Here is a 26,368-nt window from a genome sequence, read left to right as displayed (position 1 = left end):
AGGGAAAATATGCACTTTTTCTGTCTGTATTTGTTACTATTGGCTTTTATTCCTGTTGTTAAAAAAGCCTCATGAAAGCAAAATCAACTCGTTCTAAATTACATCCACGCAATCAACACAAAAATGGTTACGATTTTAATTTGCTTACCTCGCAAACCCCTTCGTTAACTGCTTTTTTAATTACGACGCCAGCAGGCAATCAAAGTATTGATTTTAGTAATAACTTAGCTGTAAAAACCTTAAATCAGGCGCTATTAAAAAGCCATTACAACATTAACTTTTGGGACATTCCTGAGCACAACTTATGCCCACCTATTCCAGGTAGAGTAGATTATATTCATTACTTAGCTGACTTACTCAGCGAAGATAATCAGCAGGTTATTCCCACTGGCCGACAAATTAAAGTGCTTGATATAGGCACTGGCGCTAACTTAGTTTACCCGCTAACGGGCAATAGCGAATACCAATGGCACTTTACTGGCAGCGACATCGATTTAGCAGCAATAAAAATAGCCAAGCAGCTCGCTCAGTTTAATGATTTAAAAATAACGCTTAAACAACAAAAAAATCCCGAGCATATTTTTAAAGGGGTGGTTAATGCGAAAGATTTGTATCATTTAACGATGTGTAACCCGCCATTTCACGCCAGTGCAGAAGAAGCCAATAAAGGCAGTGAACGTAAATGGAAAAACTTAGGTAAAGCCCCCAGTAACGCCCTCAACTTTGGCGGACAAAGTAATGAGCTGTGGTGTGAAGGCGGCGAACTGGCCTTTATTTCTAACATGATCAAAGAAAGCGCTCAGTACAGTGAGCAAGTGATCTGGTTCACCTCGTTGGTTTCTAAAAAAGAGACCCTTGCTGCTTTACAAACACAACTAAAACAGCTCCCTATTTGCGACTATAAAATAGTTGAAATGGCACAAGGGCAAAAAGTCAGTCGCTTTATTGCGTGGAGTTATTTTGATAAAACAACCCGTGAACAAATTTGTGAAGAATTCATATAACAACCATAAGGGCCACTCATGATAGATTTTCGCTCAGACACAGTGACCAAGCCTTGCAATAAAATGCGAGATATTATGTACCACGCCCCAGTTAGCGATGATCTATACGGTGATGATGAAAGCGTTAACCAATTAGAAGCCTATGCTATGTCCAAGATGCACTTTTTTGTAGCTCAGGCACACAAGCAAACCTACTTGCATTAATGGCGCATTGTGAGCGTGGTGATGAGTATATTTGTGGGCAAACTGCTCATAACTACAAGTTTGAAGGCGGTGGCGCTGCCGTTATAGGCTCTATTCAATCACAGCCTATTGAAAATGAAGCCGATGATAGCCACTTTGCGAAAACGCGATTACTGAGCCTTGAAAACACCATAGGTGGCAAAGTACTGGGTATTGATTATTTAATTAAAGCACGTGAATTTGTTGATCAACATAACTTAGCACTGCATTTAGATGGCGCGCGAGCATTTAATGTCGCAGCCGAGCTTAACCTTGACATTAAAGAAATCACCAAACATTTTGATTCAGTCTCTATTTATTTATCGAAAGGCTTAGGTGCGCCAGTTGACACATTATTATTAGGTTCTGAGCAGTTAATCGCTAAAGCAAGACGCTGGCGTAAAGTGCTTGGCGGCGGTATGCGCCAAGCGGGTATGTTAGCTGCTGCTGGGCAATATGCCTTAGAAAACAACACGCAACGTTTAGTCGATGACCACGCCAACGCGCGTTATTTAGCACAGCAGTTAAATGAAATTTCAGGCTTTGAAGTAAATATGAGTAATACCACAAATATGGTTTACGCTACGTTTGATAACAGCATAAACATTACAAAGCTAGCAGCCGATTTAAAAGCACAAGGCATTTTTATTAGCCCAAGTAAGCAACTTAGGCTAGTAACCCATTTAGGTATTACTAAAGCGGATATAGATACCTTTATTAAAGCCTTAACGGCCCATATTTAACGCCGCTTTGTAATGCTTGCGGCACACCGATTCATAACGATCGTTGCCGCCAATTTCAACTTGATTACCATCGGCAATAGCCTCGCCATTTTCATCGGTACGTAATACGTGATTTGCTTTGCGCCCACAATGACACACCGTTTTAAGCTCAATCAGCTTATCAGCCCAAGCAAGTAAATACTGTGACCCTATAAACAGCTCCCCTCTAAAGTCGTTACGCAATCCGTAACACAATACGGGTATACCTAACTCATCAACCACATCGGTTAACTGCATAACTTGGTCTTTTGATAAAAACTGACATTCATCCACCAGCACACAATGACGTTTTTTATCTGCATTAAGAGTTTGAATTAGCTCAAATACATCTTTATCTGCATCATAAATATGCGCATCTGCTTGCAAGCCAATACGTGAGGATACTTTACCTACTCCTGCTCTATCGTCAATGGCAGCGGTGAGGATCACCGGCTCCATACCGCGCTCTTTATAATTAAACGCTGATTGTAATAAAGTGGTTGATTTACCTGCATTCATTGCAGAGTAGTAAAAGTATAATTGCGCCATAGCCATGCCTTCAAATAAAAAGTGCGCTTATGCTACCCTAAAGTGCAGAGAATACAAATTTGGAAACATTATTTTATTTATTTTGCTTCATGCTCTAGTAACCATTGCTTGCGCTCTAAACCACCGGCATAACCAGTTAGTTTTTTATTTGCGCCAATAATACGATGACACGGCACAATAATACTGATTGGGTTTTTTCCATTTGCAGCCCCTACCGCTCTCACAGCTTTAGGATTGTTTAACTGCTCGGCAATATCTTTATAAGTCGCCACTTTTCCATAGGGTACGCTACACAATGCCTGCCATACGCTTTGCTGAAATGGTGTGCCGCCGGTATCAAGCTCTAAATCAAACTCAGTACGCGTATGAGCAAAGTACTCATTAAGCTGCGCCACACAAGATAAAACATGCGAATTAGTCACCTTATTTAAAGGCGTACTGATATAACTGGTCGGTGGATAAAACCCCACATAACTAATATCTTTTTCAGTTGCCTGAATAATAATATCGTCAATCGGGCTGGGTAAACTGGTTTGCACTATCATAATTGCTGCCAAAGTTGAAAAGTTAAGTAAGATCGAAATGGTGCGCAGTTCTTAGGTTCAAAAGAACGTACTGCCGCTTGTGCCTTTTTAACGCCTAAATCGCCATTGAGTAAAATATCGGGCTGGCTTTGGCCGCGTAACTTTGCATAATTAACCGTCCATGGGCCAATCCCTTTTAAACTAAGCCATTGATCTAAGTCATCACAATTTGGATTAACGGCACAAAATTCAGCGAGGTTATGCAGGGCATTTTTACGCGCCCGTGGCATTTTAAAGAATGCAAAATCACAGTTTGCTAACACTTCAGGCTCTGGAAAATAGACCTGTTGGTGTTGCTTTTCACCAAGCTGTGTTACTAAATTAGTCACTAGGTTGTGCGCCGCAGTTACACTCACCTGCTGACCTAACACAGCACGAATACCTGCTTCAAAGCTTGACCAAATACCCGGTAGCCTTAAGCCTTTCGTAAGTGGAAATGCATTATTAATGTGTTCGCTTAAATGTGCCTCGATTAGATTTATATCAGCATCTAAATCAAGTACGCGGCGAATGTTGTTAATAATTGGCTGTAAATATTGCGTATTATCTATATCAATTTGCACCCGAAAATGATGTTTATCTGCAACAAACTCAGCATCAAAGCGCCCTCTACACGATTTATAAGTAAAAGTACGCCCATAACTGGTTGGCGTTAACCACTCTATTGGCTCTATTACTCGCTTTGCTAAAAACCCATGCAATGCCCGCCAGTTATACGGCGGACGAAAAGGCAAAATTAAGGTGAGCCCAATATTAGTTGGGTGCCTGGCGGTTCTGAGCGCTGAGGGCGCAATATTAAGTTGTTTTAAAAAAGCATCATTAAAACGCCGAACACTTTTAAAGCCTGAGGCAAATGCTATTTCGGTAAGCGATAAACTGGTTTTTTGAATTAATTTTTTTGCAAAATGACATTGGTTAAATAATCGATATTGCGTGATAGAAATGCCGAAATATTGAGAAAATAATCGCCTTAAATAACGGCTGCTTATTCCTAAACACGTAGCGAGCTTTTCGCAGTCGTGCTGATTATTCTGATCAATTAATTGCTTGGCTCGTAGAGCCGTTGTTTTTGTTCCCTGCCAAGCCGCACTTCCTGGTGCACTATCGGGCCGACAACGAATACAAGGCCTGAAACCAGCTTGCGCGGCAGAGTGCGCAAACTGATAGTAAACCACATTTTTTTCGTGAGCTGTGGGCGCAGGGCAAATTGGCCTGCAATAAATACCGGTACTTTTAACGGCTACATAAAAAAGCCCATCGAAACGCGCATCACGACTTTGACGTGCTTTTTGCCAATGCTGATCACCCATAAAATGCTCTTGTAAATTCGGTAGCGCTTAGCTTAGCAAAAACTAAGCGTATTACTGGCCATATTCGGCACTAATCTTTGTTTGCAAAATCAATTAATGCCTGACCCGTTAAACGATATATAATCCATTCATTTTGTGGCTCAGCGCCCATGCTATTATAAAAATCAATCGCGGGTTTATTCCAATCAAGTACCACCCATTCAAAGCGGCCACAGTCTTTATTGATTGCTCTGTTTGCCAGTTCTTTCATAATGGCTTTACCAGCCCCATTTCCGCGGCTATCAGGGCTCACGTATAAATCTTCTAGGTAGAGGCCATTTTTACCTAACCAAGTCGAGTAATTGTAAAAATACACGGCAAAACCAATTGGCTCATCATCTTGTAAACATATTAAACTGTGCGCCGTTGCGCCTTCACAAAACAGGGTGTTTAAAATGGCTTGCTCATCGGTTTTAACTGCATCAGGTTCTTTTTCGTAAATAGCAAGCTCATTGATAAAGTGTAGAATTGTTTTTGCATCACTTGGCTTTGCATCGCGAATTTCTATTGCTGTGTTCATTGTTATTGACCTTTAAAAAACTACTTTTATGCCTGGCAAGCATCTAATTTAATATAAAAAGTGCTTAACTAATTATAATAATTTAAGCTATTAATACATTTATTTATACCCTAGCATATCGTTTTACATTCAATGAGTAACGTTCATGAGCTTATTTCAATTTAGCCATTAGAGCATTAAAAAAACAAATTAAAACAATGCTTTTATATATGGCAAAAAGTTGTCATTATGAGTACACAGTAAAGCAATGAGGAAGTTTAACTAAGATGGGTCATGGTCATTCACACAGTCACGTTGATGATAACCAAAGTGATAAACAGCTCACTCTTGCCGTATTTATAAATGTTTTACTGACTGCAGTGCAAGTTGTTGGCGGCGTATTTTCTGGCAGCCTTTCATTAATTGCCGATGCATTACATAACCTAAGTGATGCGGCCTCAATTTTTATCGCCCTCGTTGCTCGAAAAATTGGCAATAAGCAGGCTGATACAACCCATCATTTTGGCTACAAACGCGCTGAAATATTAGCCACACTTTTTAACAGTACAACCTTAATTGTGATTGGCTGTTATTTAGTTTTTGAAGCAATTAGCGGGTATGTAAACCCTCAACCTATCAATGGCTGGATCATTGTGTGGGTTGCTGCAGTAGCGCTATTCATTGATTTAGTCACTGCATTATTAACCTTTAAAGCCGGCGCTAAAAACAACATGAATATAAAGGCGGCGTTTATTCATAATGTGTCTGATGCCATGGCCTCTATTGTGGTTATTATTGCGGGTACTTTAATTATTTTATACCAGTGGTATGTAGTTGATTTAATAGCGACTATATTGATATCAATGTATGTTATTTATCACGGCGTATTATTACTTAAAGCCAGCTGCAGCATTTTAATGCAGGCAGCACCCATTGGTTTTGACCAGCAACTTATCAGCAAAAAATTACTACAACAGTTTGCTATTACGCAAATAAAATCAATAAAAGCGTGGCAACTGGACGATACTACCACTCACTGTGAAATTGTGATGCAAACAGATACCCCTATTGAGCTTAATGCCATAAAACACTATTTACATGATGAATTTGCAATTGAACACTGCGTAATTGAGTGTTGTTCATCTTAGTTTGATTATACAAAGTGCTTTGTAATTAAAGCTGATCGCATCCTTATTTTTATGCCTTGTGCAACATAATGCAGAAGACCTGCTAACAATAATCCACTATCGGTACGAGTAAAACCTCTATTTTTAACACAACGCTATATTTAAATCTCTATTACCCCCTTCTTATCAAATACAAATAACAACAATTATCATTAACCTTGCGTTTACTTTAAATTACTCTTAATATTGCGCCCATCATTAATACAACTAAAACCATTCAAACGAAGGACCCGCATGTTTAAAACATCTCTGAGCTTAATAGCATTAATAGTCAGTGGCGCCAGTATTGCAGACGAATCAACGATCCAAAGAAATTTAAATCAAACAGAAATGGAGCACGTTATTGTTTCGGGTAGTCGTGTTTTTGAAAGTATTGATGAGGTTCCTGCTTCCATAACTATTATTAGTCAAAAACAAATAGAAGCGCATTTAAAAGTTAATCCAGAATTACAAAGCCTTTTAGCACAAATGGTTCCCGGCCTTGCTCCAGATACTGGAAGCTCAAGTAATTCAGGACAAACTTTACGCGGGCGGGCCCCACTGATCATGATTGATGGCGTGCCACAGTCAACACCATTGCGTAACGGATCATTAGGGGTGAAAACCTTAGATCCAAGCGCAATAGGTCGAATAGAGGTCATTAAAGGGGCAACGTCGATTTATGGTAACGGCGCATCAGGCGGAATTATTAACTATATTACCAAACAAGCACAAAGCGATGGGCAAACCCAAGGTAAAATAAGCTTATCGAGTCGTTTTAGTGCGGTAAAACTTGAAGAAAGCGCAGGCGCAAGGGTATCTGCAGCATTTAATGGTCGTGCAGATAAATTTAGCTACTTAGTAACTGCAAGTTACGAAGAAAACGGTGTACAACGCGATTCGCAGGGCGATATTCTCGGTTTACAATATGGTTTATCTGATGCCGTTACACAAAATTACTTCACTAAACTTGGCTATGACTTTGATGATGAAAAGCAACTCCAATTTAGTTATAACTACTTCAGCTCACAACAAAAAACCGACTTAGGCGATGTTGTTGGTGATATGAGCCTAGGAGAAAAAACCTACGCGATTCATGTGCCGTCAGAATTACAAAAGCAAGGTAAACCACAAGGGCCAGAAGGCAACAAAAATATAACCTTAAAATACATTGACTACGCACTGCTTGAAAACACACAAATGACGTTAGACCTCTATACGCAAGATATAGAAAATGTGTTTTTCTTTTCTCCAAACCTTGCCAATCCTGATGAGAATTATCAAGGTGGTCAATCCGTTATAAGTTCAGAAAAAAAAGGCGCCAGAGCAACTTTTAATACCCAGGTTGACTTTGACTCAGTTGAAGCGTCATTTATTTACGGAATTGATGCGTTAAATGATGTGACTGCACAACCGCTAGTTGATGGCCGGGTTTGGGTGCCAGAAATGGACATGAAAAGTGTCGCGGGCTTTTTACAAACTAAGTGGGTCATCGCTAATGACTTAATAATAAAGGCCGGTGTACGCAAAGAAAATATTGACCTTAGCGTAGACGATTATCGCACGCTCAAATTATGTAAAACGGCCACGCAATGCTCTGTGCCAATTAGCGTAAAAGGCGACACGGTTGATTACAATGCTACAACCTATAACGTGGGCATTAAATACAATCTAGATGAAAAATTCAGCCCCTTTTTAAACTACTCACAGGGATCTGATATATCAGATATTGGCCGCCTACTTCGCTCTGCCACAGTAAATGATATAGGCCTTATTCAAACACAAGCTTCAATTATCGATAATTATGAAATTGGTTTTAATTCTCAATTCGATGCAGTTCGTTTAGAAGTCGCAGCATATCGAAGCACCTCTGAGCTTGGCACTACAAACAAATTTAATGAAGTAACCGGTGTTTATGAACCGGTTAGAGCACCTCAAGAAATTTGGGGTTATGAAGCCTTAGTAGACTACACCATAAGCCCATCTCTTAAATTACTAGCAACTTATAGTTATGTAGAAGGTAAAAATACTGAAGCCGATATATATTTAGGCTCTAAGCAAATCAGCCCACCAAAAGCCACAGCAAACCTTAACTGGCAGCCTACGGATACCCTGTCACTAATATTAAGTTACTTGTATGTGGGTGATAGAAAACGCTTTGAGCCTAATGATAATGGTAAATATGTTGGCGATCAGGGGCCTGTTGATAACTACACTGTGTTTAATTTAAGTGGTCAGTATCAGTTTGCAGATAGTTGGCAAGGTTTTATCGGGGTAGAAAACTTATTTAACCAAGATTACTTCCCTGCCCGTGCACAATCTTACACCTATGGTGGATACAACATTAAAGGTTTAGGTACAACCGCCACAGTAGGTGTTACTTATCAATTTTGATCACTTACGCGTTCGTACTTTTACGGTATGAACGCGCTTATACCCTCAACTAACTTGCTGATCTAAAATACAAATAACAACCTGTCCATTTGTCAGCCAGCAATGCAAACTTAAACGAGAATCAAACTCAATATTAACCATATGATTTATAAGTAAATTACTTGCAATTCTGTGCCTATATACTAGACTAGCCACAATTAGAATTTTTAGGATAAGCGCTATGAAAGGTAATCAAAAAGTAATCGACGCCTTCAATACATTGTTAGCTAACGAATTAGCTGCTATTGACCAGTATTTTATTCATTCTCGTATGTACGACGATTGGGGCCTAAACAAACTTTATGAGCGTCTTAACCATGAAATGGAAGAAGAAAAAGATCACGCTGATTGGTTAATTAAACGTATTCTTTTTTTAGAAGGCGTACCAAACATGACCAAACGTCGTGATCTGTTAATTGGTGACGATGTAAAAAGCATGATGCAAAACGACTTAACCTTAGAACTTGAAGTGGTTGAGTGTGTTAAAGAAGTTATTGCTATCTGTGAACAACAGCAAGATTATCAATCTCGTGAAATATTAGAAAAGCTATTATTTGATACCGAAGAAGATCACGTTTACTGGTTAGAGCAACAACTGGGGCTGATTGACAAAATTGGCACTCAAAACTATCACCAAGCTCAAATGGGCGAATAAGGACTATATTATGAAAGGCGATAAAGACGTTATTGCAGCGCTAAATAAAGTACTTGCTAATGAGCTTGTGGGTATTAACCAATACTTTTTACATGCACGTATGTTTAAAGATTTTGGTTTTAGTAAACTGGACAAAGCTGATTACAAAGTATCGATACAAAAAATGAAAAATGCTGATCGTTTAATTGAGCGTATTTTATTTTTAGAAGGCTTACCGAACCTTCAAGATTTAGGACGCTTACGCATTGGCGAAAACAGCGAAGAAATGATTGCCGCTAACATGAGCTTTGAACTTGATACAGTAGATGAGCTACGTGCTGCCATTAAACTAGCTGAAAGTAAAAAAGATTATATTAGCCGTGAAGCGCTCGATAACATTTTAAATGAGCAAGAAGAGCAAATTGATTGGCTAGAAACACAGCAACTACTGATTAAAAATACTGGGCTTGAAAACTACTTACAATCGCAACTGTAAATTAAAGTTATAAATACAAAAAAAGCAGCTAAGGCTGCTTTTTTTATGTTTAATTTTTAAATGTTAAACCAATTCGTTTAGATAGGGCCTACTTTTATAAGTTACTATTAAGCCACTTGATCGGTTATATCTGCAATTTGAATCAGTTTACGATTGAGGATCTTTTTAGTACAGCAACAACACTTACCGCATTGGCTGCCCACTTTAAGCTCTTTAGTTAACTCGCGCATGGTAGTAGCACCATCGTCGATGGTTTGCTCAATTTTTTTATCGGTCACACCGTGACAAAGACAAACATACATGAATACAAACAACTCTCAATTTCATTTAGTGGATTTATATTAATCTAAACGAAAATAGTTATCAATTGGTTTTTTATAAAAATTGATTTTTTTGCATTTTTTTTGATCAGTGCCACTTAAATCGAGAATTCACGGCGCGTTGAGAACTTGTTGATTTATATTGAAATATGGCACTTAAATTGAGATTTATTAACTAAATTACACTCTAAAAATAATTATGTTTTTTATTAGGTAAATTTCTTAAACAACGAGAAATCGCTTGAAAACATCTATTACAGTAAGTGATTTGAATTGATAATTTGCCTATCTGTTATACGAAAGCTAATCGGTTTACTTCGAGGTAGAGTTTATTTAGGCCGATACTTTGCGGAGTAGCAACAGCGCATCTTTATTTTTCATTACATAAAGAACTTGTATTCATGGGCAGTTATAGCCGTGGATTGCATCACTCAATAATTACCGGCGGTCTGCTCTGTGCCATAAGCCGACCTTGAGACACATAGAGATTAAGACTGCAAAGATACGAAAGCGGAAGTTAGCTTTGGCCTGTTTAACGACAAATATTCCGACAAAGCAGTCATGACTATTAGTTTATTGTTAAATCTAATCTTTCTTTTCGTTCATCTACTCAATAACCCCACGCTAAACGTGACTTTAGCGTGGGGTTAGAGTTCACAGTAATTTTATCTGGATAGCTCTTTTATTTTTTTCTCTGAAAACCAGCGATATAAAACAGGTAAAACAAATAATGTTAACAGTGTTGCAGTTACCAAGCCGCCAACAATAACACTCGCTAATGGGCGCTGTATTTCTGCACCAACACCATTAGACATTAACATCGGTATCAAACCTAAAGCTGATGTTATAGCAGTCATAAGTACAGGTCTTAATCTTGAAGTAGCGCCTTCAAAAACGGCTTTAGATGCTTCTAGACCGTCTTTAATACGTTGGTTGATACTTTCTACCATAACGACCCCATTCAATACCGCTACACCAAATAAGGTAATAAAGCCAACGGAGCTTGGTACAGACAAGTATTGTCCAGATAAATATAAGGAGAAAACTCCGCCAATTACAGCAAGCGGCACGTTGACCAATATCAGCATAGCTTGACCAACAGAACCAAAGGCAAAGTAAAGTAGTAGTGCGATTAGTGCTAACGATAAAGGTACAACTATAGCTAACCTATTTTGAGCACGTTTTTGACTTTCGAACTGGCCGCCAATCGAAACAGAATAACCTGAAGGTAAGTCAACCTTTTCAGCAATTACCGTTCTGATATCGGCAACCACGCTTCCCATATCTCGATTTTGTACATTTGCTTGGATAACGACTCTTCGTTGTACATCATCGCGTCTAACTTGTGGTGGGCCTGACTCAAATGAGACTGAGGCTACGTCACCCAGTCGCACCCAAGCACCAGTAGGTGATTGAAGCCGAATATCAGCAATAGCTTCTTTGTTACTTCGGTACTCTTCCTCTATGCGAACGTAAATATCATAACGTTCATTACCATTGATTATTTGTCCGGCTTCAACACCACCAATACCATCACGCACAACCTCCATTATGTCACTCACAGACAATCCAAAGCGCGATAGTTCTTGCCTGTTAGGACTTATCACCAATTGCGCTTCACCAGCAATTTGCTCCAATGCAACATCCCTTGCACCTTCAATGTTTTTAATTGCTGTTTCTATTTCTTGACCTTTAGCCGCCAGTACCTCAAGTTCAGGCCCAAACAACTTTATCGCCAACTGAGCCTTAACACCAGATAGTAGCTCATCGACACGAGTCGCAATAGGTTGAGAAAAGTTGAGTAGCAACCCAGGGAATTCTTCTAAAGATCTCTCCATTTTTCCTTGAAGTTCATATCGATTAGATGCACTGGTCCACTCAGAAACAGGCTTCAACCCTATGTAAATTTCGATGTTATTCACAGGCTCTGGGTCTCCACCTATTTCTGCTCGACCAATTCGGCTTAATGCATAGGTTACTTCAGGGAAAGCCATTAGTTTTTCTTCTAGAATTGGTGCCACAGTGAGCGCGGTATCTAAACTGGAAGAAGGTGCAAGCGTTGCTCTTAAGTTTATCGTCCCTTCTTCTAACTCAGGTACAAATTCAGTACCAATTAATGGAACTAATGCAAAGGCAGAGAAAACTAATATAAGTGCGGCTGAAATGACTAATTTGGTGCGTTTTAGTGCGAATGTAAGCCCTTTTCTGTAGAGTTTGTCTAATGGCCTAAGAACAAAGCTTTCCCTCTCTTTTACACCTGACTTAAATAAATAAGTAGCTAAAGCGGGTACAACAAACAACGCAACCACAATAGCAGATATAACAGCTAAAATGATGCTTATTGCCATAGGTTGAAATAACTTTGCCTCAACACCTTCAAAGCTAAATAAAGGCGTAAATACGACTAAAATAATAGAAGCTGCAAAAAATACGGGACGAGCCACTTCTTTACCCGCATTTTGAAGACGTAACTTAATACCATGCTCATCTTGTTCTACATCATGTGGATCAGTATCAGCACTAGGCACTCTTTCTTTTACAGTTTTTAAATGGGTAGAGTCTGGTCTATTTAAATGCTTAAACATGTTTTCAACCATCACGACTGAACCATCAACTAGCATACCAATGGCTACGGCAATGCCACCCAATGACATAAGGTTTGCAGAAATGCCCCACCAAGCCATGATCATTAACGCGATACCAATTGAAATTGGAATAGATATTAGGACAAGGAAGGTTGCACGTATATTCATTAAAAATAGTGCTAATACAATACAGATGAAAATAAATGCTAGTAATAGTGCATCAACTACTGTATCAACGGCTTTTTCAATCAAATCAGCCTGATCATAAAATGGTTCAAAGCGAACACCTTTAGGCAATGCTTGATTAATTAATGGGATTCTTGCATTGATACCATCAATGGTGGCTTTAGTATTAGACCCCATGCGTTTTAAGACAATGCCAGAGACAACTTCACCTAAATTTTCGACTTTACCGTCTTCGGTTTTGCGCGTCATTGTGACAGCACCTTGACGAATTTCACTGCCCATTTCAACTTTAGCAATATCCGAAACCGTCACAACTGTCCCATCAACTGTTTTGACGGGAACTTGTTTGATATTACTAATACCAGCGTCACCACTTTCAAACCAACCTGCACCTCTAATAACAAGCTGCTCTTGCCCACGGTTCATATACCATCCGCCAACATTGGCATTGTTGTTATCTAGGGCACCAACAACGTCTTCTTGCGTTAGGTTATAAGAAAGAAGCTTAGATGGATCTACATTTACTTGGTACTGCCTAACAATACCTCCAAAGGAGAGTACATCAGTAACACCATCGACAGGCATAACGAGTAATTTTACTACCCAATCATTGAGACTCCTGAGTGCCATAGCATCATAGCCTGCATCTTTATCTGAAATAAGAAGGTACTGAAATACTTGGCCTAGCCCTGAGGTGTTTGGCCCCATTTCGGGTGTGCCGACACCTTCTGGTATCAGTTCTTTTGCGGCTTGAAGACGCTCAAATACAAGTTGTCTTGCAAAGTAAATGTCGGTGCCTTCTTTGAAAACAACCGTGACGCCAGACAAGCCTGTTTTAGAAATTGAGCGCACTTGTTCTACATCAGGTAAGGCATACATGACCGCTTCAATGGGGTACGTAATGAGTTGTTCAACTTCTTCAGCAGCTAGTCCTGGCGCTTCAGTATTTACAGCAACTTGAACATTAGTAACATCAGGAAAGGCATCTAAATTTAGTTTTGGTATAACCATAATTGCGCCGACAATTGTGGCAAACAGCGCAATCAAAATCAGGAGTCTATTATTAACAGACCAATCTATTATTTTATTAAACATAGTCTTGCTCCTTAGTGGTTATGCGGATCAAATCCGCCTTTAGCGATTTCAGAAGCAACAAAAAATGCGCCTTTGGTTACAATTCGCGTCCCACTATCAAGGCCAATGATTTCCCTAAAATCACCTAAGGCTCGGCCTAGTTCTACTTCTACAGCTTTAAATTCTCCAGGGTGGTCTTCGACAAATACGGTCCAATCACCATCTGCGCTGCGGATCAATGCTTCTTCTGGCACAGCCATCACTTTCTGCTTTGTGGCAAACTGAAAGTAAACTTTTACAAACATACCTGAATGAAGGTTATCATCAGCATTCTGTACCCCCAATCTAATAATTCTTGTACGAGTTACGGGATCAATTGTATGGGCTTCTTGGATAACTTTGGCATTGTAACTCTGGCCTTCTAATTTAAGTACCGCAGGAGAATCAATTGATAAATTTAGCTTTTTATTTGGAGAAACTTTTGCTTCAACCCATAGTTGTTTTTCATCAGCTAACAACATGACTGAATCCCCAGCATCAACACGTTGCCCTTGGATAAAGTCGTCTTGAAGCACGACACCTTCACGGTGCGCCGTTAATGCATATTGCCCAAATGCTTTAATGTCTTTGTTAGAAATACCATTTATTGCTTTTTCAGTTAACCCTAAAGCAATGAGCTTGCCATAGCTCGCATTGTATGTTGTTTCAGCTTGTAATAATCGACTTTCACTCACCGTCTTATTACCCAGCTTTTTTACACGTTGCCATTCGGTTGAAGCGATTAAATAGTCAGCTTGTGCTTGTGCCATTGCTTCACTAAATAATGTAACTAACTTCTGACCTATTTCTACATACTCGCCAAGCGCTGCATGGCGACTGATAATGACTGACTCTGTACGTGGTGATACCACATAACTTTTATAGCCATTAGCTTTTATTTCGCCAGGTGCATATACGGAGCTAAATTGATATTCAGGCTTAACACTTTCCACTTTAATTTTAGCAAGCGACATCTTCTTTGGATCAATAGTGATACCTTCTTCATGTTCTTCTTCTCCCTCTTTATTACCACCTTCATGGCCGTGCTCGTCATGGTCACCTTTATCTTCTTCATGTCCCTTTTCGTGTTCATGCTCATCTTGATGTTCTTTTTCTTCTTGTTTCGAAACGTTTGTGACAGAACCAGTTCCATCTGACGACTGTGCAAAAGCATCATGATTTGTAGTAAACCCAACTAACAGGCTGCTAATTACTACGGCTAAAAATTTTTTACTAATTACTGTATTCATTTTTGTAACCTATATTTTTAATAAATTTAAGATTTCGTTTTTCGCTACTGAAAAAACAAAGCGCTCAAATCTCAAATTTGGATAACTGACCCATACTTAAAATGAAGGATATTTCTGCAAGCTTGAATTGATTTTCCAAACGTATTCCTGCATGAAGCCCTTCCGCACGTTGATTTAATGCAAGTAAGTAGTCAGAAGTATTAATATCACCAGCTTGCCAGCGCTTATTTAATAAGTTTTCGCTGCTATCTAATCTGCCTTTTGTCAGTTTTTGCCATTGCTCATAATATTTTCTACTGACATTAAGCGATTCATAATTAGCTTTTGCTTCAAAAGACTGCTTTCGATATACCGACTGAAAATTCGCCTCGGCTGCAATGGCTTCTGAATAAGCGGCTTTAACATTATCTGTATAGTTATTTCTGATGTTTAAAGGCATTGAAAAAGTCACACCAACCAAGTCTTCATCTCCACTTTTCCCTGCGCTAACGCCAATGGTTGGATTAGCTTTAGATTCCATAGTGGTTAGTTGAGCTTTAGATTGTTGTCCCTTCCATTTCGCTCTAGCAAGTTTAACTTTTGGATGTTCCTCAACCCACTGGGAGTTAAATGAGTAGCTTGTTGCTCCAAAAGTAAATGAAAACAAATTGGTAGTATTAGGCGTCCAATCAGGCAATAACTCCTGAACCTTTACCTCTGCATTTTTCAAAGCAATTTGAGACTCAGATATTTCACTAAAAATTTGCGACAAGTTTAAATAGACTAGCTCAGCGTCAAGTGGCTCTAGAAGTCCAGCTTTTCGTTTGTCTTCAACAATTCCAACGAGCGTTTGCAATTGCTCTTCTCTTTCTGAAAGTAACTGAGCAGCTTTTTTTGCTGCTTGCCAATTAACTAATGCAGTTAAGGCATTAGCCTTTTTAGAATCGAGTAGAGATAACAATTGTTGCTGGTTTGCATAAACATCAATTTCACCAATGGTTTTATTTGTTGATTGCTTATCCCAAAAATCTATCGTTTGACTGATACCAATAGAGTAATTATCAAAATCACCTTCTTTTTCATAGCTTGCTTCAAGCTCTGGGTTATATACGGCTTGAGTTAAGCTTTTGGCTCTATGATTACTTGCATTAAGTAACTCTTTAGCCGCAACAACTTCGGGATCTTTATTTATTTGACTATCTAGCCATGAAATACTTTTCTGTTTGCCATAAGTGGCAACTGAAAAACTCACAGCCATGCATAAAGACAGGGTTAAACCTGTATTTTTTAAAAATATATACATAAAACTTCTTAATTTTTTAATTTATAAACACGAACCCTTTATCCTTCTCATGGACAAATAGGTCATTAAAAATCAATCTAATTAAGAAATGGGTGGGCGAAGTATCGCTTCAAGGTAAGTATTTGTTTGATCAATTTGATAAGGCGTTTTATTGATAATGTTTAGTTTGCCCGTGGTATTTGAATTACTGACTAAAATCCAAGATAAGTGGCTGCCACTGCAATGACCGCAGTGATGACAATCTTTTTCATTATGCTGCTCATCACCTACATTATCATTTGAGACATTTCGATCATCTGCATGATCATGTTGAGTTTGAAGGTGCTCTATATCTATTTGGTGATTCTCAGATGTTGAGGATGCTACAGCAGTTAACGATTGTAAAACAATCGAAATAACCAAGAGCATTTTTAGTACAACATTAAGGTTCAAAGTTATCACCAGTTAAATATAGTATTTAAAATACTAGCAGAAACTATTTTCTTAAACTAGCTTTTCAATTCAGTTTCCACGCTTTTACATTAAATAATTTTTTATTTGACTCTATAGCCACTATAGATTTTATACTTATTTTAATATTATTACGGAGTGTTAAATATGTCAGAAAAATGTAGTGGTCAGTGTCAATCATCTTCTACCAATGAAGATGTAAAAATTGATACACAATTAGATAACTATAGTGGCGCGTTTGTCAGTACATTTAAAGTACCTCAAATGGACTGTCCTTCAGAAGAGAGATTGATTAGGTTAGCACTTGACTCAATTGAGCCTTCAGTTGGGTTGCAATTTGATATTCCTAGCCGTTTAGTCAAGGTTTTTCATGATGAAAATTTAGATGAGATAACAAAAAAATTACAACAACTCAATCTCGGTGCAGAGTTGGCATCAACTAAAGAAAGTTGCAGCACCGAAGCTGCAAAAGCAAAAGATCTAGCCCAAAAAAATGAGATGAAAGAAGCATCAACGCTAAAATGGTTGTTAGCCATTAATGGAGTCATGTTTTTTATAGAAGTAATTGCTGGGATTATTGCGCAATCTGCTGGCCTTATTGCCGACTCATTAGATATGTTTGCTGATGCTGCTGTTTATGGTTTAGCTATATATGCTGTCGGTAAAAGCATAAGCATGAAACTTAGAGCGGCACATATATCTGGTGTACTTCAAATTATTCTAGCGCTAGGTGCTTTGAGTGAAGTCGTAAGACGCTTTATTTACGGTAGTGAACCTATCTCTTCTTTAATGATGATATTTGGTGGAATAGCACTAATCGCTAACATTGCTTGTCTGTTTTTAATATTTGGCAACAAAGAAGACGGCGCTCATATGAAAGCGAGTTGGATTTTTTCCGCAAATGACGTAATCGCAAACGTAGGTGTAATCTTAGCTGGCTTATTAGTTACAGTAACTAGCAGCCGTTATCCAGATTTAGTGATTGGTTTGATTATTGCTGTTGTCGTTTTAAACGGTGCTCGCCGCATCTTACAGCTAAAGTCTTAAGTAGAAAGTAGTTAAAAGAATGCACCCGTCATATTTTAAACCATATATATCATACGTGATAATGATTTTAATCGCGGTGCAGTCTGTGTTTTTTTCGCAAGAAGAGATTGAAGGAAACTTAATTGAAAGTTCTTTTAATATATCACTAACTGAGTCTATTACCCCGCTAAAAGCTCCTGAAAGCTCTAATTTATTTGAGGAGGGTAATAGCCAAACTTTAATTGATAATTGTAATTTTTGTTGCTGCTGTCAGTTATTTTTAAATACAGATTCTTCTTGTAATATTTTACAAGCAATAGAATATTTCCCTACCTACGCCTTAGTTTCCCCTGAGCTAAAAGGCTATATCTCGGTGCCATTCCGCCCACCTAAATACGCCTAAATTTTATAGAAAATTAAGAAAGGTCAAATGTTAATGACCTAAATATCACATATAAATTTATAGGAAAGTATACATGGCACTTAATACCTGTGTGCATCGCAAGATAGCAATTTTAAGGTGTGTAACACCTCGGCTTAAATATATCGCGTTTCTCGCTTTGTCACTTTTTACATTTAATGTTTATGCCTTTGAGAAGCAGTTAAACCTTCAAGAGGCAATTCAGTGGACGCTTAAACAAAATCCAGAACTTAAAATATTTGATTTCAAGCAAACGGCATTAATTGGACGAGAACAAATCGCAAGTTTAAATCCTGCTTATGAACTAGAGCTTGAAGCTGAGAACTTTGCAGGCTCAGGTGAATTTAATACATTCGACAGTGCTGAATTAACAGTCGCTCTATCTTCGGTTATCGAAATGGGAGATAAACGCTCAGCGCGGATTGGAATTGTTTCAAAATCAAGAACACTACTCACTGCTGAAAAAGAAGTCTCTGCGCTTAATTTAATGGCTCAAGTCACTGAGAAGTACGTGGAAGTACTTGCAGCCCAACAAAGAGTTATATTGGCAGAAAATGCTTTGAGCTTAGCACAAGAAACCTTAGAGATTGTATCTCAGCGTAACCGCGCAGGTGCTACTCCTGAGGCTGAAGTGAAACGCTCAAAAGCAGTTATTGCTCAGGCTAACCTCACCCTTCAATCTGAACAAAAGCGCTTGGAATATCTAAAGCTTTCTTTATCAGCTTACTGGGGAGAAACATCAGTGTCATTCTCTAGAGTAACTGGAGATCTGTTTCAGTTTGGCAATGATAGTGACTTTAACAGCCTTTTTGCGAAATTAGAGAAAAACCCTGCTATTCAAGTTTATGCAAGTGAGCAGCGACTAAAAGAGGCCGAGTTACAGTTGGCTAAAACAGAGTCAACGGCCAATATCAAATGGTCTGTTGGTGTTAGGCGCTCTCAAGAAGCCAATGATACGGCACTGGTCGCTGGCTTTAGCTTACCTTTGTTTGCTGAAAAGCGAAATTCTGGCGCAATCGCTAGTGCGCTAGCAGAGCGTGACCAAGTTGCCATAGAGAAAGAGGCGACTAAGTTAAGATTTAGAAATCACTTACTACGAGCATACTCCAATAGAAAACAAGCCATATTAACAGCTAATTCATTAAAGCAGTCGGTTATCCCAATGCTTGAAGATGCACTGGAAGATACTCAAGACGCCTATCAAAAAGGTCGATATGGATATCTTGATTATGTATCGGCTAGACAAGAGCTGTTAAATGCTCGGCGAACCCTTATTGACGCGGCATCTGCTGCCCTAATTTATGGCGCAGAGATAGAAAAACTAACAAACGAAGCGCTGTCACTCTAAATAAACATCACTTTAAGTTTAATAACAATTTATTGATTCAGTGATTAACTGAATCGTTTAGGAATTCAAAATGAAAAACTATTTACTCGCACTATTGATTTTTATTGGGTATCTATCACCCATTCAAAGTGTTTTCGCTAGTGAAGATGAACATGAAGGCGAAGAAGGCATAAGCAAAATCGACAATAACATGGCAAAAAAGGTTGGTGTTGAAACAGCCTATTTAGCTTCAAAAACGTTGAACCAAACTATCCCTGTATACGGCTCTACGACGATAGGCGCTGAACAATTATTTCAAGTTAGCGCTAGATATAACGGCGTTATAAAGACAATAAACTTCACTGTTGGTGATACGGTAAAAAAAGGCGATCTATTAGCCGTTATTGAATCTAATGAGAGCTTAAATACTTATAAAATAACATCGCCTGTTTCTGGGACTGTTTTACAGCGAAATGGAAATATTGGCGGTATCACGCAAAACACTAGCTTGTTTGAAATCGTCAAATTTGACACCTTGTGGGCTGAATTTAAGGTGTTTACCAGCCAATATAATCAAATCAAAGTCGGTCAGCATGTTGATATTGAGCAAGGTGAACACGCATTCAGTTCAGTCATCACTAATATTATTCCAGCTAAAGATCAGCCTTATGTTTTAGCACGGGTACGATTAAACAACACTGAGTTAAAGCTAACGTCAGGTCAATTATTAAAAGGCAACGTAAAGATAAACCAATTTGAGGTGGATTTAGCGGTCGAGAAAGTTGCCATACAAGAGCTAGGTGGACAATTAGGTGTCTTTGTAAAAGAAAATGAAGAGTACGAGTTTGCACCACTTGTCCTTGGTCGTTCAGACAAAAACTATATCGAGGTCATTGATGGCCTCAGTAAAGACGCTGAATATGTAAACAAAAACAGTTATCTGATTAAAGCAGATATCTTGAAATCTGAAGTAGAAGACGACGATTAGGAGACGCAATATGATTGAATCAATTTTGCGTCTTGCAATAAATAGGCGCTATTTAGTATTAAGCTTGCTGATGGTAATCATCGGCGTTGGTATGTGGAGTTATCAAAAACTTCCCATTGATGCTGTTCCAGATATAACAAACGTACAGGTACAAATAAATACCTCTGCCCCCGGTTATTCACCTTTAGAAGCGGAGCAAAGGGTAACTTTTCCAGTAGAAAACGCATTAGCTGGACTACCAAAGCTGTCTCACACCCGCTCTCTTTCAAGATATGGTTTATCCCAGGTGACCGTTATCTTTGAAGAGGGAACCGATATTTATTTCGCACGCAACTTAATCAATGCAAGATTAGCTGCGATAAAAGGCGTTATTCCCTCTGGCTTAGAGCCAGAGATGGGTCCTATTTCCACAGGGCTTGGTGAAATATTTATGTATACCGTACAAGCTTCTCCTGACGCTAAAATGCCTAATGGAGAGCCTTATACCGCTATTGCCTTAAGAGAAATACAAGACTGGATCATTAAACCGCAATTGGCTCAAGTTAAAGGCGTCATTGAGGTCAACAGCATCGGCGGCTATAACAAGCAGTATCATATAACGCCGAAACCCGAAAAATTACTTTTTCATCAGGTAAGCTTTGAAGACGTTTCTGATGCATTACGTAAAAATAATGATAACCGTGGCGCGGGTTATATTGAGCAAAACGGACAACAAGTGTTAGTGCGCTCCATCGGGCAACTTGCGACAATGGATGAAATCCTCAATGTCATCATCAAAAAGAACGATGGTATTCCTGTAAAAATAAGTGATGTTGCCAATGTTGCTATAGGCAAAGAACTTAGAACAGGGGCTGCTACTCGTAATGGCATTGAGACAGTGCTTGGTACAACCATGATGCTGATTGGTGAGAATTCTCGCACCGTTGCTTTAGAAGTGGAACATAAGCTCAGCGAAATACAAAAATCTCTGCCAAAGGGCATTACCGCAGAGCCTGTTTACGACAGAACAACGTTAGTAGATAAAGCGATTGCAACCGTTACCAAAAACCTCGTTGAAGGTGCGCTTTTAGTTATTGTTGTGTTATTTATTCTACTTGGAAATTTACGTGCAGCTCTCATTACCGCTGCTGTTATCCCTATTTCCATGTTAATGACAATCACAGGTATGGTGCAAGCAGGAGTATCTGCCAATTTAATGAGTCTCGGCGCATTGGACTTTGGCTTGATAGTGGACGGGGCTGTAATCATCGTTGAAAACTCTGTCCGTAGGTTAGCACAGGCCCAACACAACGGTCATAGGCAAGACTTAAGAGAACGCCTAAATACCGTTTTTGAAGCCACTTCAGAAGTGATACGTCCAAGCTTGTTTGGTGTGGCAATTATCACTGTTGTTTACATCCCCATTTTCACGCTAACTGGCGTTGAAGGGAAAATGTTCCACCCTATGGCGGCAACTGTCGTTATGGCGTTAATTTCCGCAATGATCCTTTCAGTTACACTGGTTCCTGCTGCTGTAGCTGTGTTTATGAAAGGTAAAATCAGCGAAAAAGAAAGTGTAGTTATTCGTTCAACCAAGTCTATTTATGAACCATTGTTAAAAATGGCGATGAAATTTCGTTGGATTATTGTTTCATTCTCAACGCTGTTAATGGGGTATAGCCTTTGGTTAGCAACTACGCTTGGGACAGAATTTGTTCCTCAATTAAATGAAGGTGATATTGCACTACAGGCATTAAGAATTCCATCGACTGGCCTAGAGCAATCAGTAGAAATGCAAGAAGTACTTGAGCAACGTATTAAAGCGTTTCCTGAAGTTGATAAAGTATTCTCGCGCATTGGCACACCAGAAGTAGCAACCGACCCAATGCCACCGAGTATTGCTGATATCTTTGTTATTTTAAAACCACGTAAAGAATGGGCCGAACCTTCAAAACCAAAAAGTGAATTAGTTGAAGAAATGGAAAAAGTACTGAAAAACATTCCAGGCAACAACTATGAATTCACTCAGCCTATTCAAATGCGTTTCAATGAATTGATTTCTGGCGTTAGAGCTGATGTCGGCATCAAAATATTTGGTGATGATTTGGATCGGTTATTACTTACCGCAAAAGATATTCTAAATATTGTGAAAACCGTGGATGGTGCCGCTGATGCTCGAATGGAACAGGTCACAGGTGTTCCATCTTTATCAGTAATTCCTAAACGAGAAGCGCTTGGTAGGTATGGATTGAACGTTACCGAATTGCAAGACTGGGTTGCCACTGCGATTGGCGGTGAATCTGCGGGGATCATTTATGAAGGTGACAGACGGTTTGAGTTAGTTGTTCGCCTACCAGAGCAAATAAGAACGGATATCGATAGCTTGAAGCATCTGCCGCTTCCACTTGAGAATGGTAACTATGTGCCAATTGAAGAAGTTGCAGAGCTTAAATCAGAGTCTTTACCCGCGCAGATTAGCCGAGAGAACGGAAAAAGAAGAGTTGTGGTTACCGTCAATGTTCGTGGTAGAGATTTAGGCGGTTTTGTAAAAGAAGTTAAAGCTAAAATTAATCAGGAAGGAGAAATTCCAGCAGGATACTGGCTTGATTATGGTGGAACGTTTGAACAACTAGAATCAGCAAGTAAGCGATTAAGCCTAGTTGTACCGATAACATTGGTTGTTATCCTAGGTATTTTGATTATAGCATTTGGTTCATTAAAAGATGCATTAATCATTTTCAGTGGCGTGCCTTTAGCATTAACAGGGGGCGTATTTTCACTTTATTTAAGAGACATGCCCTTATCAATTTCGGCAGGTGTCGGCTTCATTGCATTGTCAGGTGTCGCAGTATTAAATGGCTTGGTTATGTTGGCTTTTATTCGAGATCTTTGGCATGAAAAAGGCGACCTATACGTAGCGATCATTGAAGGTGCCATCATTCGTTTAAGACCTATTTTAATGACGGCACTGGTCGCAAGTTTAGGTTTTATTCCAATGGCGTTAAACACTGGAATTGGTGCAGAAGTACAACGACCACTAGCAACAGTTGTTATCGGCGGTATTGTATCTTCTACCATTTTAACTTTGTTTGTATTGCCTATTTTATATCAATGGGCGCATGGCGCTGAGAGTAACAAACAGCAATCCGACGAAATCTAAAAGCAAAAAAGCAGCTTAATTACTAAGTTATGCCTAATTAAGCTGCTTTTTATATTGTATGCTCCAAAATTTTATTGATAAAACTTACTCTGCTTCATCCCTACAATTTTCATTTAAAAACTCAAACTCTATCGTCGTATGCGATAAATGATAGGAAGATAATTTAGCTGCAACCTCTTGTTTAAGCTTAATTAATTCTTTAACGTCAAAGTTGTCACTCAGCTCAAGGTGCGCTGTTAAAACGTGACTTTCACCATCCAGTGACCAAAAATGCATATGGTGTATACCATTTACTTCAGGAAATTCAATTAATGACTGCTTAATACGCTCTTGGGTCTCTTTATCGGGTGCAGCTTGAAGAAAAAGCACCAATGTTGATTTAAGATTTTTGAAAACGTTAAATAAGATAAACAGCGTAAACCCTATTGATAATAGAGGATCTAATATCGGCAGTTCAACGAACAACAATACAATAGAGACTATAAGAACGGCAACCCAACCGAGTACATCTTCAAGTAGGTGCCATGTCAGCACTTTTTCATTTAGTGTTTCACCCGCTTTTAATTTGAATACCGCATAACCATTTACGGCAACACCGAGTATGGCTAGCCCTAACATCCCCTCAACTACAGGCATTTCAGGATTGGACAGCTTAGGTATTGCTTCAAATAAAACCCAAATAGAGCCGATAATCAAAACAATACTATTTACCAATGCACCAAAAAGTGTAAGTCGGCGATAACCATAGCTGAATTTGTCTGATGCTTCTTTATCTGAAAAACGACTTAAAATCCACGCAAAACCTATTGAAAGACTATCACCAAGATCGTGAACGGCATCCGCCATTATCGCCGTACTGTTTGTGAGCCAACCACCTATAAATTCGATAATGGTAAATATCACATTAAGGAAAAATGCCCAACCAATCCGGTCGTCTTTACCATGCTGATGACTGTGACTATGGTTGTGCATTTTGTACCTCCAGTACTTTTTTATTTCTTATTTTTGATACATTCATATTAATCAAATGTCGGATCACTCGTTGATACAACCAACGTTTTACACCTGATAGATTAGTACCTTTTTCGAGATAGAACTTATCTGGTGAATCATAAAGCCCAAAGTCGTCATGAATACCTTCTTTTTGAATATAGGTATCCTCTCCACGCCAATCCGTACCGGGTGAAGATAAGCACTTTGTTGCAACACCATAACCACAAAACTCATCTTTTGCTTGGCTAAATTTCTGCTGTAGTGAGCTTAAGTATTGCTCATCCAATATAAAGCCCTCTAAGTTTATCCAACGCCCTTCAAAGTAAACTTCTACCCAACTATGAATGATGTATTTAGGTGCTAACCAAAATACAAGCTTAGGATAGCACCTTTTTATAGTTGCTGATCAATGGTAAAACCTTGGAAACGACACTGGATACCTAGTCCACGCAATAGTGCCATTAACAGATTACCCTTAGTATTACATTGTCCATAACCATCTGCTAGCACATCGCTTGCTGAAATATCATCACTCTTGTTATAGCCAAACATTATTTCATCTTTTACAAACTGATAAGCGGCACCAATTTTGTTGAAATTATCCAAATTTTTCCACCCTCGTTGATCGATCAGGGATTGGATATCTTTGTGTTCAAAATTAACGATATTCGTATTGTTTAAATATTTCTCAGTCATTTTTATATATCCCTTTCGTTGCATACCTATACTATAGATCCTATAGTAACTATAGAGTCAAATGTCTGGGGGAAATTGATGAAAATAGGCGAATTGTCAAAAAAATCGGGCTGTTCAATACAAACGATTAGATATTATGAAAGAGAAGGATTACTGTTAAATCCAAACCGTTCAGAAGGTAATTTCAGGCTGTATGATAGTAAAGCACTTAAACAATTGGAATTCGTAAAGCATTGTCGCAGCCTAGATATATCACTCAATGATATTAAACGTCTTATCGAATTAAAAAATAAGCCAGAAGAAAGCTGCTCTAGCGTTAATGCATTAATTGATCAGCAACTTGCACTAGTGAATAAACGTATGAAAGAATTAAGGGCGCTTAAAGCTGAATTACAACAGATGGCAAGTGCTTGTGGTTCAGACAATACAATTGAAGCGTGCGGCATCATCAAATCATTGGATAGCTAAACTAAATATAACTTTAGATTAGTAGTATTCACAAAGGCAATAATGTAAACCATTGGCAAATTAGCACAATCATTAAATTTAAATGTAGAAACCATTCGTTTTTATGAACGAGAAGGGCTGATTACACAACCTGAAAAACCAATATCTGGTTATAGACAATATGACGAAACAATAGCAGGACAACTTAGGTTTATCACAAAAGCCAAAGCGCTCGGCTTTACGTTAAGAGAAATAAAATCGCTAATGTCTATGGACAGCAACTGCACTCAAGTTGAGCTATTAAGCCGACAAAAGTTAGCAATCATTCGAGACAAAATTAATGACCTTCAACGTTTAGAGAAAGTAATTGTGGATATGACAAATACCTGTATGCAAAACGAAGATCCAACACATTGCCCCATAATTGATTCATTAAAATGATTGACTC

At 38.7% G+C, this 26,368-nt stretch carries 22 protein-coding genes and 2 pseudogenes; 13 read left to right on the top strand and 11 right to left on the bottom strand.

Features of this window, described 5'->3' with window-relative positions; genetic code table 11:
* The first annotated feature begins 71 nt into the window (after positions 1-71).
* Together rlmF and ltaE are read left to right on the top strand one after the other, a co-directional pair.
* A complete protein-coding gene (rlmF, locus tag LOC50_RS16680; RefSeq protein WP_036983858.1) occupies positions 72-1,004 on the top strand; it encodes a 23S rRNA (adenine(1618)-N(6))-methyltransferase RlmF in 933 nt (310 codons plus the stop codon).
* A gap of 18 nt (positions 1,005-1,022) precedes the next feature.
* Positions 1,023-1,969 (top strand): annotated as a pseudogene (ltaE, locus tag LOC50_RS16675) (low-specificity L-threonine aldolase).
* Here the strand turns inward: ltaE and LOC50_RS16670 are convergent.
* The 4 genes from LOC50_RS16670 to LOC50_RS16655 all read right to left on the bottom strand — a co-directional run bounded on the left by LOC50_RS16670 (position 1,952) and on the right by LOC50_RS16655 (position 4,989).
* Complete coding sequence (locus tag LOC50_RS16670; RefSeq protein ID WP_036983857.1) at positions 1,952-2,536, bottom strand: thymidine kinase; 585 nt, start codon at positions 2,534-2,536, stop codon at positions 1,952-1,954. The pseudogene ltaE and the gene LOC50_RS16670 sit on opposite strands and share 18 nt — an antisense overlap.
* A gap of 77 nt (positions 2,537-2,613) precedes the next feature.
* Complete coding sequence (locus LOC50_RS16665) at positions 2,614-3,081, bottom strand: methylated-DNA--[protein]-cysteine S-methyltransferase (RefSeq protein ID WP_250653997.1); 468 nt, start codon at positions 3,079-3,081, stop codon at positions 2,614-2,616.
* Complete coding sequence (locus tag LOC50_RS16660) at positions 3,078-4,430, bottom strand: DNA-3-methyladenine glycosylase 2 family protein (protein WP_250653996.1); 1,353 nt, start codon at positions 4,428-4,430, stop codon at positions 3,078-3,080. Before LOC50_RS16660 ends, LOC50_RS16665 begins: the two co-directional genes overlap by 4 nt.
* Before the next feature lie 70 nt (positions 4,431-4,500).
* Entirely contained in the window at positions 4,501-4,989 is a 489-nt protein-coding gene (locus LOC50_RS16655; protein ID WP_016899173.1) for a GNAT family N-acetyltransferase, read from the bottom strand.
* A gap of 266 nt (positions 4,990-5,255) precedes the next feature.
* Here LOC50_RS16655 and LOC50_RS16650 point away from each other — a divergent pair, with 266 nt between their 5' ends.
* The 4 genes from LOC50_RS16650 to bfr (LOC50_RS16635) all read left to right on the top strand — a co-directional run bounded on the left by LOC50_RS16650 (position 5,256) and on the right by bfr (LOC50_RS16635) (position 9,697).
* Entirely contained in the window at positions 5,256-6,116 is an 861-nt protein-coding gene (locus LOC50_RS16650; RefSeq protein ID WP_138626958.1) for a cation diffusion facilitator family transporter, read from the top strand.
* Positions 6,117-6,389: 273 nt separating this feature from the next.
* On the top strand, positions 6,390-8,528 hold the full coding sequence (locus tag LOC50_RS16645; RefSeq protein ID WP_250653995.1) for a TonB-dependent receptor: 2,139 nt from the start codon (positions 6,390-6,392) through the stop codon (positions 8,526-8,528).
* Positions 8,529-8,748: 220 nt separating this feature from the next.
* Entirely contained in the window at positions 8,749-9,222 is a 474-nt protein-coding gene (bfr, locus tag LOC50_RS16640) for a bacterioferritin (RefSeq protein WP_013463107.1), read from the top strand.
* Positions 9,223-9,232: 10 nt separating this feature from the next.
* Positions 9,233-9,697 carry a bacterioferritin gene (bfr, locus tag LOC50_RS16635; RefSeq protein WP_008112262.1) on the top strand — a complete coding sequence of 155 codons (465 nt, stop codon included), beginning with the start codon at positions 9,233-9,235 and terminating at the stop codon, positions 9,695-9,697.
* Between the two features lie 107 nt (positions 9,698-9,804).
* Here the strand turns inward: bfr (LOC50_RS16635) and LOC50_RS16630 are convergent, their stop codons facing one another.
* The 5 genes from LOC50_RS16630 to LOC50_RS16610 all read right to left on the bottom strand — a co-directional run bounded on the left by LOC50_RS16630 (position 9,805) and on the right by LOC50_RS16610 (position 16,874).
* Positions 9,805-9,999 (bottom strand): (2Fe-2S)-binding protein, encoded by a 195-nt coding sequence (locus tag LOC50_RS16630; protein WP_010389142.1) that lies wholly within the window; start codon positions 9,997-9,999, stop codon positions 9,805-9,807.
* A gap of 683 nt (positions 10,000-10,682) precedes the next feature.
* The gene (locus LOC50_RS16625) at positions 10,683-13,883 is read right to left on the bottom strand and encodes an efflux RND transporter permease subunit (RefSeq protein WP_004588883.1); all 3,201 of its coding nucleotides are present in this window, start codon (positions 13,881-13,883) and stop codon (positions 10,683-10,685) included.
* Between the two features lie 11 nt (positions 13,884-13,894).
* A complete protein-coding gene (locus LOC50_RS16620; protein ID WP_010388432.1) occupies positions 13,895-15,151 on the bottom strand; it encodes an efflux RND transporter periplasmic adaptor subunit in 1,257 nt (418 codons plus the stop codon).
* Between the two features lie 64 nt (positions 15,152-15,215).
* A complete protein-coding gene (locus LOC50_RS16615) occupies positions 15,216-16,433 on the bottom strand; it encodes a TolC family protein (RefSeq protein ID WP_010388430.1) in 1,218 nt (405 codons plus the stop codon).
* A gap of 81 nt (positions 16,434-16,514) precedes the next feature.
* Positions 16,515-16,874, bottom strand: a complete 360-nt coding sequence (locus LOC50_RS16610; RefSeq protein ID WP_227006932.1) for a hypothetical protein — start codon at positions 16,872-16,874, stop codon at positions 16,515-16,517.
* Between the two features lie 156 nt (positions 16,875-17,030).
* Between LOC50_RS16610 and LOC50_RS16605 the strand changes: the two genes are divergently transcribed.
* From LOC50_RS16605 to LOC50_RS16585, 5 genes are all read left to right on the top strand, one after another.
* Positions 17,031-17,930: a cation efflux transmembrane domain-containing protein gene (locus LOC50_RS16605; RefSeq protein WP_002962256.1), complete on the top strand. Its 900-nt coding sequence runs from the start codon at positions 17,031-17,033 to the stop codon at positions 17,928-17,930.
* 85 nt (positions 17,931-18,015) lie between these two features.
* Positions 18,016-18,312 (top strand): hypothetical protein, encoded by a 297-nt coding sequence (locus LOC50_RS16600; protein ID WP_232007049.1) that lies wholly within the window; start codon positions 18,016-18,018, stop codon positions 18,310-18,312.
* 73 nt (positions 18,313-18,385) lie between these two features.
* Positions 18,386-19,678 (top strand): TolC family protein, encoded by a 1,293-nt coding sequence (locus tag LOC50_RS16595; protein ID WP_350309927.1) that lies wholly within the window; start codon positions 18,386-18,388, stop codon positions 19,676-19,678.
* Between the two features lie 70 nt (positions 19,679-19,748).
* Positions 19,749-20,645, top strand: coding sequence for an efflux RND transporter periplasmic adaptor subunit (locus tag LOC50_RS16590; RefSeq protein WP_002962254.1), 897 nt, complete (start codon positions 19,749-19,751; stop codon positions 20,643-20,645).
* 10 nt (positions 20,646-20,655) lie between these two features.
* Positions 20,656-23,784 (top strand): efflux RND transporter permease subunit, encoded by a 3,129-nt coding sequence (locus LOC50_RS16585; protein ID WP_010557527.1) that lies wholly within the window; start codon positions 20,656-20,658, stop codon positions 23,782-23,784.
* Positions 23,785-23,868: 84 nt separating this feature from the next.
* Here the strand turns inward: LOC50_RS16585 and LOC50_RS16580 are convergent, their stop codons facing one another.
* Both LOC50_RS16580 and LOC50_RS16575 read right to left on the bottom strand, forming a co-directional pair.
* On the bottom strand, positions 23,869-24,756 hold the full coding sequence (locus LOC50_RS16580; RefSeq protein WP_002962252.1) for a cation diffusion facilitator family transporter: 888 nt from the start codon (positions 24,754-24,756) through the stop codon (positions 23,869-23,871).
* Positions 24,743-25,473: pseudogene (locus LOC50_RS16575) on the bottom strand (transglutaminase-like domain-containing protein). The gene LOC50_RS16580 and the pseudogene LOC50_RS16575 overlap by 14 nt, the downstream one beginning before the upstream one ends.
* 78 nt (positions 25,474-25,551) lie before the next feature.
* Between LOC50_RS16575 and cadR the strand changes: the two are divergent.
* Positions 25,552-25,941 (top strand): Cd(II)/Pb(II)-responsive transcriptional regulator, encoded by a 390-nt coding sequence (gene cadR, locus LOC50_RS16570; RefSeq protein ID WP_002962247.1) that lies wholly within the window; start codon positions 25,552-25,554, stop codon positions 25,939-25,941.
* 51 nt (positions 25,942-25,992) lie between these two features.
* On the top strand, positions 25,993-26,361 hold the full coding sequence (locus LOC50_RS16565; protein ID WP_028834999.1) for a MerR family transcriptional regulator: 369 nt from the start codon (positions 25,993-25,995) through the stop codon (positions 26,359-26,361).
* The last annotated feature ends 7 nt before the right edge of the window (positions 26,362-26,368 follow it).

The organism is Pseudoalteromonas sp. SCSIO 43095 (assembly GCF_023650455.1).
GTDB lineage: Bacteria > Pseudomonadota > Gammaproteobacteria > Enterobacterales > Alteromonadaceae > Pseudoalteromonas > Pseudoalteromonas tetraodonis.
The sequence above is the reverse complement of the archived record's forward strand: the minus strand, read 5'-3'. Positions and strand labels throughout refer to the sequence as shown.

What these genes read in the sequence shown, in the direction of transcription:
- rlmF (WP_036983858.1), top strand. Translation starts at nt 72, where the DNA reads ATGAAAGCAAAATCAACTCGTTCTAAATTACATCCACGCAATCAACAC.
- LOC50_RS16670 (WP_036983857.1), bottom strand. Translation starts at nt 2,536, where the DNA reads ATGGCGCAATTATACTTTTACTACTCTGCAATGAATGCAGGTAAATCA.
- LOC50_RS16665 (WP_250653997.1), bottom strand. Translation starts at nt 3,081, where the DNA reads ATGATAGTGCAAACCAGTTTACCCAGCCCGATTGACGATATTATTATT.
- LOC50_RS16660 (WP_250653996.1), bottom strand. Translation starts at nt 4,430, where the DNA reads ATGGGTGATCAGCATTGGCAAAAAGCACGTCAAAGTCGTGATGCGCGT.
- LOC50_RS16655 (WP_016899173.1), bottom strand. Translation starts at nt 4,989, where the DNA reads ATGAACACAGCAATAGAAATTCGCGATGCAAAGCCAAGTGATGCAAAA.
- LOC50_RS16650 (WP_138626958.1), top strand. Translation starts at nt 5,256, where the DNA reads ATGGGTCATGGTCATTCACACAGTCACGTTGATGATAACCAAAGTGAT.
- LOC50_RS16645 (WP_250653995.1), top strand. Translation starts at nt 6,390, where the DNA reads ATGTTTAAAACATCTCTGAGCTTAATAGCATTAATAGTCAGTGGCGCC.
- bfr (WP_013463107.1), top strand. Translation starts at nt 8,749, where the DNA reads ATGAAAGGTAATCAAAAAGTAATCGACGCCTTCAATACATTGTTAGCT.
- bfr (WP_008112262.1), top strand. Translation starts at nt 9,233, where the DNA reads ATGAAAGGCGATAAAGACGTTATTGCAGCGCTAAATAAAGTACTTGCT.
- LOC50_RS16630 (WP_010389142.1), bottom strand. Translation starts at nt 9,999, where the DNA reads ATGTATGTTTGTCTTTGTCACGGTGTGACCGATAAAAAAATTGAGCAA.
- LOC50_RS16625 (WP_004588883.1), bottom strand. Translation starts at nt 13,883, where the DNA reads ATGTTTAATAAAATAATAGATTGGTCTGTTAATAATAGACTCCTGATT.
- LOC50_RS16620 (WP_010388432.1), bottom strand. Translation starts at nt 15,151, where the DNA reads ATGAATACAGTAATTAGTAAAAAATTTTTAGCCGTAGTAATTAGCAGC.
- LOC50_RS16615 (WP_010388430.1), bottom strand. Translation starts at nt 16,433, where the DNA reads ATGTATATATTTTTAAAAAATACAGGTTTAACCCTGTCTTTATGCATG.
- LOC50_RS16605 (WP_002962256.1), top strand. Translation starts at nt 17,031, where the DNA reads ATGTCAGAAAAATGTAGTGGTCAGTGTCAATCATCTTCTACCAATGAA.
- LOC50_RS16595 (WP_350309927.1), top strand. Translation starts at nt 18,386, where the DNA reads ATGGCACTTAATACCTGTGTGCATCGCAAGATAGCAATTTTAAGGTGT.
- LOC50_RS16590 (WP_002962254.1), top strand. Translation starts at nt 19,749, where the DNA reads ATGAAAAACTATTTACTCGCACTATTGATTTTTATTGGGTATCTATCA.
- LOC50_RS16585 (WP_010557527.1), top strand. Translation starts at nt 20,656, where the DNA reads ATGATTGAATCAATTTTGCGTCTTGCAATAAATAGGCGCTATTTAGTA.
- LOC50_RS16580 (WP_002962252.1), bottom strand. Translation starts at nt 24,756, where the DNA reads ATGCACAACCATAGTCACAGTCATCAGCATGGTAAAGACGACCGGATT.
- cadR (WP_002962247.1), top strand. Translation starts at nt 25,552, where the DNA reads ATGAAAATAGGCGAATTGTCAAAAAAATCGGGCTGTTCAATACAAACG.